The sequence below is a fragment of the Streptomyces niveiscabiei genome (assembly GCF_001419795.1).
GTDB classification, from domain to species: Bacteria; Actinomycetota; Actinomycetes; order Streptomycetales; family Streptomycetaceae; genus Streptomyces; species Streptomyces niveiscabiei.
Genome location: NZ_LIRL01000701.1, coordinates 1 through 7557, shown reverse-complemented (window position 1 = coordinate 7557; position 7557 = coordinate 1). Strand labels below are relative to the sequence as shown.

Genomic DNA, 7557 nt, shown 5'->3' with positions numbered 1-7557 from the left:
AGCCCGAGCCGGTCGCCGCGAAGCCGCCCGTGTCCCGGGTCGCGGTGAACGTCGCACTCGGGGGCGTCGGCTTCGCGGCCGTGTGCGGGGGCCTGTTCGTCCTCACCGCGTTCATCACCGCACTCACCGCTCTCATCACCCAGCTCATCGTCCTCGCGGCGGTCGTCTTCGGAGGGTGGGTCGCGGTTCAGGTGTTCTCCGGACGCGGTGAGCGTCACGGCGGGACGACGGTCAACATCCGCAAAGCCGTCTTCAAGCGCAACCACTTCCACGGCTGAACAGGAGTTCCTGTGTTCGACGACAACACGTACTGCGACGAGTGCGCCGACTACGGATGCCCCGGCCACGAACTGTGTGACGAGTGCTCCGACGACGTCTGCAACGAGTGCGGCGGTTGCTCCTGCCCTGACTCCTACTGCCCCGGCTATGTCGCTCACCAGACCGGCACCGACTTCTAGCTACGCCAAGAGCGGCCCCCGCATCTCGCCAAAGAACCGGGGCCGCTCTTGCCAACCGTCCCACCAACTGAACAGTGGAGGCACCCAGCATGACTCAACCCGTAGGCATTCTGCGAGAGGCCCTGTGTGTGGCCGCCGCGGGACTGCCGGTCCTGCCCCTGCGCGCGGGCAAGATCCCGTTCGGGAACTGCCGCGCCTGCACCGGCAACGCGTGCGGCGGACGGCCGAACATGAAGACCCCGGGACCCTGCGAGTGTGCGGCGCCGTGCCACGCGTGGGCCGCCGCCACCACCGACCCCCGCGTCCTCGCCTCCCCGGCGTGGGCGCCGGTCTGGCGTGAGGCGGCGGCCGTCGCGTACCACCCCGGCGGCGCCGGACTCAGCGTCGTCGACCTCGACGACCAAGCGGCCGTCGCGTGGGCGCGTACCACCCTCCCGGCCACCCGCATCGTATCGACGACGCGGGGTGAGCACTGGATCTACCAGGGCACCATGCCGTCGTCGAACGCGGTCCGCCCGGGTGTCGACGTCAAGTCGCGCATGTCCTACGCCCGTTGGCTCGGTCCCGGTGCTGGCACCCCCACAGCACTGCCGGACGCCGTACGCGCGCTCGCCGTACGGCAGTCTTCCCCCGCCCGGCCCGTGGCACAGGCTGTCGTCGTGCCTACGCCCGGGGGCGGGGCCTGCCGTCACCGCACTCCCGCCTACCTGGAACGCGGCATCGCCATGGCCGTGCAGCGCATCAGCGAGGCCCGCAGCGCGGTGCACGCGACCGTGTACCGCACGTTCCTCGCCGTGCTGTCGACGCACGGCCGGTGCGGCTGTCTCACCGACACCCACGTCAACCGGCTGTTCACCGCCGCGCAGGCCAAGGGCGAGAGTCCCCGGCACTGCACCGACGCGTGGACCAACGCCCTCACCCGGCTGGGGATGTGACCGTGTCCGACGACGATGACAAGACCCCCGCCCGGCAGGTCATCACCGACTACGCGCAGTCCCACTTCCGGTACTTCCGCACCGTGGACGGGACCGTGTACGCGCAGCGCACCGGCCACCCCGTCGCCCGCCCGATCCGCTCCCAGGGCACCACCGGAAGCCACCGCCAGGAACTCATGGTCGGCCTCTACCGCGACGGGGTCGGCGTCTTCAACGGAACCGCCCTCAAGGAGGCACTGGACTTGATCGAGGCACTCGCCCTCACCGAACAGGTACAGCCCACCCACATCCGCGTCGCCCCCGGCTTCGACGGCGCCACCTGGCTCGACCTCGGCCGCGACGACGGACAGTCCGTACGCATCCACCCCACCGGCTGGGACATCCGCACCCCCGACCCGCAAGAGGTGTGCTGGCGGCGCACCCAGCTCACCGGCGAACTCCCCCTCCCCACCCGGGACACCGACGGCAAGGGCATCGACCTGCTGATGCGGCTGTGCAACTTCGCCGACGCCCGCACCAAAGCCCTCGCCCTCGCCTGGCTCATCGGCTGCCTCGACCCGTCCGCGCCCGTCCCCGCACCGTTCCTCACCGGCCCCCAGGGCGCCGGCAAGTCGACCGGCGGCCGGATGCTCGTACGGATCATCGAGGGCATGACCGGCGACCTGCGCCGCCCGCCCAAGGACGAAGAGAACATGATCACGGCAGTCGCGGCCGGATGGATCACCGCCCTCGACAACCTCTCCCACCTCCCACCGGACCTGTCCGACCTCATGTGCTGCATCATCACCGGCGCCGAGAGCATCAAGCGCGCCCTGTTCACCGACGGCGACGTCGTCCGCTCCCGCTACCGCCGCCCCATGCTCCTGACCGGCATCGACGTCGGCGTCATCCGCCCCGACCTCGCCGAACGCCTCCTCACCCTGCGCCTGGAACGCCCCCGCGTCCGCCGCACCGAAGCGGAACTGTGGTCGGAGTACGCCGAGATCCTGCCCGTCGTCCTCGGCTCCCTGCTCGACCTCACCGTCACCGTCCGCGCCGCGCAGGCAGAGACCCCGACCGACCTGCGCATGGCCGACTTCGCCCACCTGTGCGCCCAGCTCGACACCGCCACCGGCTTCGGAACCCTGGAGGCGTACCGGGCCAGCCTGGACGACCTCAACGACGACGTCATCGAGGGCGACCTCCTGGCACAGACGGTCCTCAAGCACGCCGCCGAACTCGCCCCGGGCGAAGAGGTCCGGATGACGTCGGCGGAATGGCTGCACGCCCTCACCACCCTCTACAGCGGCGAGGAATGCCGCCCCCTGCCCAAGGGCTGGCCCGCCACCGGCAAAGTCCTCTCCGACCGGCTGAGGCGCATCCAGCCCACCCTGGCCGCACGCGGCGTCCTCGTCGACTGGGGCCGCACCAGCGCCGCCCGCTACATCGAAATCAGCCGCCAGGCCCCGCCCCCGCCGCCCGAACAACAGACCGCGTTCTGACCCGCACAACCCGACAAGCAAGAGGAGCACGCCTGGCCCGGGGTGCTCCTCTTGCTTGTCGGCGGCGGCGCCGCCCTGCACAGGTCGCGCCGCGAAGCGGCCCGCTCTTCAAGCCCTGACCGGGACGCAAAAACCACAGACACCACCCCTTCTTTGTCCTAAGTAGGGAAGATCTGCGTCACCGCGTCACCACAGGCCCGACAGACAGCCGATGACCTGCGACGACAACGAGTGACGCAGACACCGAATCCCGCGTCATCCCGCGTCATCGGCGTCACCCTATGACGGACGGCCCATGTCAGGGGTGACACACCCCCCAACTCGCTGCGTCACCCAAACCCGCAGGTCAGAACCCTGATTGACGCAGGTGACGCAATGACGCAGAAATCCCCGCTTCGGACACACAGCCCCCACTGAGGAGCCCCGTGTCCAGCCCCAGAACGCTCAAGTCACGGGAGACCCCCTCGGGCCTCCCGGACGACCCCCGCGCGACCCTGCGCGGGGGACTCCCGGACCGTTACCTCACCCCCGAAGACCTGGTCACCATGTTCGGCCTCCCGAGCGTCGAAACCGTCTACCAGTGGCGCCGCAAGCGCATAGGCCCGCCTGGCTTCCGCGTGGGCCGCTACCTCCGCTTCAACCCCGCCGCCGTACAGGCGTGGGAGGCGGAACGGACCGCACTCTCCAACGCCGCCTGAGTCCCGGGTCTCTCTGGTTCTTCACCTCGAAGAACCAGAGAGACCCGCCTCCCAGCTCCTACTCGTCTCACCCCGAAGGACGACGCCCAACTGTGGCTAGCCACATCCAAGATCGCTGGCACAAGAGCGAGATCATCAACGGCAAGTCCGTCCGCGTCAGGACCGACCGCTACGGCACCGGACTGCGTTACCGCGCTCGCTACATCGGGCCCGACGGCACCGAGCAGTCGAAGAGCTTCGCCGACGGACAGAAGCGCCTCGCCGAAAAGTGGCTGACCCGCATTGAAGCCGATATGGACGCGGGCCAGTACATAGACCCCAAGGCCGGAGAGATCACCTTCGGCGAGTACTCGGAGAAGTACCTCGGTGGACTCACGGCGGACTTGGTCAGTCAGGAAGTCGTATGCAGGCGAATCCGGCTGCACGCAGTCCCGTACCTGCGGACGCGCCCGATGGGGTCGTTCAAGCCCGAGCACATGCGTGCGTGGCTGAACAAGCTTCAGTTGGCGGTGCCGAACGGGACGTACCGCCGCGCCATCTACGACTCGGTGTCGTCGCTGTTCAATGCGGCGGTAGACGACAAAGTGATCAGGGCGAACCCCTGTCACGCCCAGTCGGTCAAGGCCCCTGTATCCGAAGACCGGTTGATCGTGCCGTGGTCCGAAGAACGCGTAGTGACTGTTCGCGCAGGTCTGCCCCCTCGATATGCGGCCACCGTGGACGCCGGCGCGGGCTGTGGCCTCCGTCAGGGTGAGGTGTTCGGGCTCGCCAAGGACAACTTGGACTTCGCCACGGGTTGGGTGCACGTCCGTCAGCAGATCAAACGCGTGGGCGGGGCCCTGGTCTTCGCTCCCCCCAAACGGGGCAAGCTCCGGGACGCGCCGCTCAGCCCTGTTGTCGGAGCTGGCTTGCAGGAACACATGGAGTTGTTCCCGCCCGTGCCGGTCACGCTGCCCTGGAAGACGCCTGACGGACCATTGGTGACGTTCGAACTGGTCTTCACCAGCGGCGTGGGCAAAGCCATCTGGCGAAGCTACTTCGACGACTTCGTATGGAAACCCGCGCTCGCGCATGCGGGCGTCATCCCGCCACGGCTGCCGGGCACACGGCGCTATGCCGCCGCCCCTGACGACGGCATGCACGCGCTGCGGCACTTCTACGCCTCGGTGGTCCTGGAGGCAGGTGGGAGCATCAAGGCGCTGAGCATCTACCTGGGACACTCCGACCCCGGATTCACACTGCGGATCTACACTCATCTCCTGCCGAGCAGCGACGAGAAGGCGCGCGCGGCTGTGTCGAACGTCTTCCAACGCGTGCATCCTCTATGGGTCCCATCAGCGGCCTGACGGCCCACAGACGGCCCACGGCCCCAAAACGGCCCCTGCCTAGCGGTTCCGCCGCAGCTCAGGGGCCGTTTTTAGGTTCGAGATCGCAAGACACACCCCATCTTGCCGTACGTCCATCCCTGGGCGGAAACCTGTTGGGCGGGGGTGGGGTGACCTGGGGTTTTCCTCGTCGGGTGCGGGTGACCGGCCGGTCACCGTGCGTTCCCGGCGGTCCGGCTCGCCTACTTCCCCGCGCCCTGGTTCCTCCTCGCCGTCAGGACCAGCGCCGCGCCTCCGACGAGGACGAGGCCGATGGCGGTTCCGGCGATGAGGGGGGTCGCGCTGTCGGAGCCCGTGACCGCGAGGTTGGTCGGGGTGGCCGGGAGGACCGTCGCGGGGGTCGGGTCGCTGTAGGTCTGGGTGGTGAGGTTGGAGGTCGTGCGGGACTGGGTCTCGCAGTCGAGGACGCCGGTGAAGCGGGGGGCCGTGCCCTGGGGGGTCGTGAGGGTGAAGTCGTAGGGCTGGTCCTCCTGGAGGGGGACCGTGAAGGTGCGGGTCTCGCCCGCGCCCACCGTGTACTCGGCCGTGAGGAGCGCGAACGTGTACGGCTGGTCGCCCTTGTTGGACGCGGTGATGTCGAGGCCGTTCTTCCGGCAGTCCCGCGCGGCGGAGAGCGCGGGCACCGCCCCGGCCGCGCCCCAGCTGGCCACCGCGCTCGCGGAGACCGTCGACTCGCTGGACCCGGCGAGGATCTGGGTCTGGCTGCGCCCCTCGGAGACGAACGCGCGCCCGACGGGCACGGTCGTCGACGCCTGGAGCGTCACCCGCGCGGACCCGGCGGCGGCCTCGGCCGGCACCTCGAAGTACAGCCGGCTCCCGTCACCGGCCGAGGTGACCGGCTTCCCGTCCGCGTCGACGACCCGCACCCCGCTGATCGCGGCGTCCGGCGGCGGCGCCACGGACACGGTCCCGGCGTCGGTGTGCACGGTCACCGGCCCGAGCAGGTCACCGGGCTTGCCGGAGACGGCCGGGGTGTCGACGGTGAGGGACGCGGGCGGCTCGGCGGCGTCGCGGGCGGCCTTCTCCAGGTAGTCGGCGAGCTGGCGCGCCTGCGGATCGACCGCGTCGACGTCCGCCCCGTCCGAGTACCGCCAGATCGCCACCTGCGTTCCGGCCGCCGCGTCCTGCTCGGTGAGCCCGCTCTTGATCCCGGCCTTCCCGGCGAGCGAGGCGAGGTCGTTGACCTGCGGATAGGAGTTCTGGAGGATCCACCCAATGCGCCCGGCCCGCTTGTTGGCGGCCAGCGAGGTCCCGCTCCACGCGGTCTCGTGGTACTTCGCGTCCTTCTGGGTGGGGGTGTAGACGTCGACGCAGTACGTCTGGAGCGTCCCCCCGCCGTCGACGGACATCTCGAACAGCCCCGCCGGGATCTCCTGGTCGCCGCCCTCCTCGTGGAGCACCGCGCTGCCGTAGACCTTCAGTCCGCCTATGGTCGCGGTCGCCCCGCCCTGCGCCTGCGCACCCGCGGCGGCGGCGGCCTGGCCCGCGCCGGCCAGGACTCCGGCGGCGGCGAGCCCGGACACCAGGGTCACCGCGGCGAGGCGGCCGACCCCTCGGGCGAGCGGCACAGTGATCGAAGAAAGCACGCAATTCCCCTTCGAGCGGGACCCGTTGACGTGGGGGACGGGGTCCCACCAGCAGAATCGGAAGCCACAAGGGCCATGTCGCGCATCCTAGAGAGAGCAGCGCGGCCCCTTTCCCCGTCGGATCATCGGGCAACCGATCCGAATCGGAATCGTTATCCCAAGATCGCTCCGATGGGCCGGAGAACCGGGCTTATCGACAAATCAACGCTCTTTCACGGCAGTTGATCCGCTCCCGCGCGAGGTGTGATCCGCCGATAAGCCTCAACCCGGCGCTGTCAGCCGCCTCTTGGCCTCACGCCACGCTCACCGGCTCCCGCTCCGCCGGCGTCTCCCACTCCGGCTCCTGCTCCGGCCGCCCGCCCGCCGGCTCCGCCTTGGCCGCGCGGACGAACGCCGAGGTGCCCCGCGCCAGATCGTGTCCGATCGCCGACGCGTCGATGTCGGCGGACGTCCAGTTCTGCCCGTCCCGCAGGTCCGAGCGCACTTTCAGCCGCCCCTGCACGACCACCGGGTCCCCCACCGACAGCGACGCCGCCACGTTCACGGCGAGCTGCCGGTTGGCCCACACCGTGAAGAAGTTGGTGTGCCCGTCCACCCACTCGTTCTTCTCCCGGTCCCAGTACCGCGCGGTCGCCGCGAGCCGGAACCGCGCCGAGGCGCCGGCCGCGAGCTCCCGGTAGACGGGCTGCGTCGCGACGTTCCCCACCGCGCACATCGTGACCTCGTTCATCGCTCATCCCTTGTCTGTCACGCGCCGACCACGCCGTTCGTGATCGCCGCAGAACCAGACTGGACCGGCCGCGAAAATCCCGCCGAGCCCTGTGGACAACCACCCGGCCTGGGGAAAACCCCGCCACCCGATCGAGTGACACCACGTCACGCGGCCTGTGGATCACCTGCACGGATCACCCTCCGCACACACGAAGGATCACCCTCCGTACACGGAAGAGCGGCGGCACCGGACACCGGCACCGCCGCCCACCGGGCCGTCTACCGGCCCCCCACCCCCACCAC

General features: G+C 69.8%; 7 protein-coding genes and 1 pseudogene. 6 read left to right on the top strand and 2 right to left on the bottom strand.

All coding sequences use genetic code 11. The features are described 5' to 3' along the window. The 6 genes and pseudogenes from AOK24_RS30960 to AOK24_RS30940 form a co-directional block, all read left to right on the top strand. Positions 1-278, top strand: a pseudogene (locus AOK24_RS30960) (hypothetical protein); the annotation flags it as partial. Between the two features lie 12 nt (positions 279-290). Continuing rightward, on the top strand, positions 291-458 hold the full coding sequence (locus AOK24_RS49340) for a hypothetical protein (protein ID WP_165854500.1): 168 nt from the start codon (positions 291-293) through the stop codon (positions 456-458). An 89-nt stretch (positions 459-547) separates the two neighbouring features. Then, positions 548-1393 carry a bifunctional DNA primase/polymerase gene (locus AOK24_RS30955; protein ID WP_055723347.1) on the top strand — a complete coding sequence of 282 codons (846 nt, stop codon included), beginning with the start codon at positions 548-550 and terminating at the stop codon, positions 1391-1393. 2 nt (positions 1394-1395) lie between these two features. Next, complete coding sequence (locus AOK24_RS30950) at positions 1396-2874, top strand: hypothetical protein (RefSeq protein ID WP_055723348.1); 1479 nt, start codon at positions 1396-1398, stop codon at positions 2872-2874. Positions 2875-3299: 425 nt separating this feature from the next. Next, a complete protein-coding gene (locus AOK24_RS30945; protein ID WP_055723346.1) occupies positions 3300-3572 on the top strand; it encodes a helix-turn-helix transcriptional regulator in 273 nt (90 codons plus the stop codon). Positions 3573-3664: 92 nt separating this feature from the next. Further along, the gene (locus tag AOK24_RS30940) at positions 3665-4918 is read left to right on the top strand and encodes a tyrosine-type recombinase/integrase (RefSeq protein WP_055723345.1); all 1254 of its coding nucleotides are present in this window, start codon (positions 3665-3667) and stop codon (positions 4916-4918) included. A gap of 221 nt (positions 4919-5139) precedes the next feature. Here the strand turns inward: AOK24_RS30940 and AOK24_RS30935 are convergent, their stop codons facing one another. After that, positions 5140-6543 carry a TQXA domain-containing protein gene (locus tag AOK24_RS30935; protein WP_055723344.1) on the bottom strand — a complete coding sequence of 468 codons (1404 nt, stop codon included), beginning with the start codon at positions 6541-6543 and terminating at the stop codon, positions 5140-5142. A gap of 292 nt (positions 6544-6835) precedes the next feature. Beyond that, positions 6836-7273 carry a single-stranded DNA-binding protein gene (locus AOK24_RS30930; protein WP_055723343.1) on the bottom strand — a complete coding sequence of 146 codons (438 nt, stop codon included), beginning with the start codon at positions 7271-7273 and terminating at the stop codon, positions 6836-6838. Between the last annotated feature and the right edge of the window lie 284 nt (positions 7274-7557).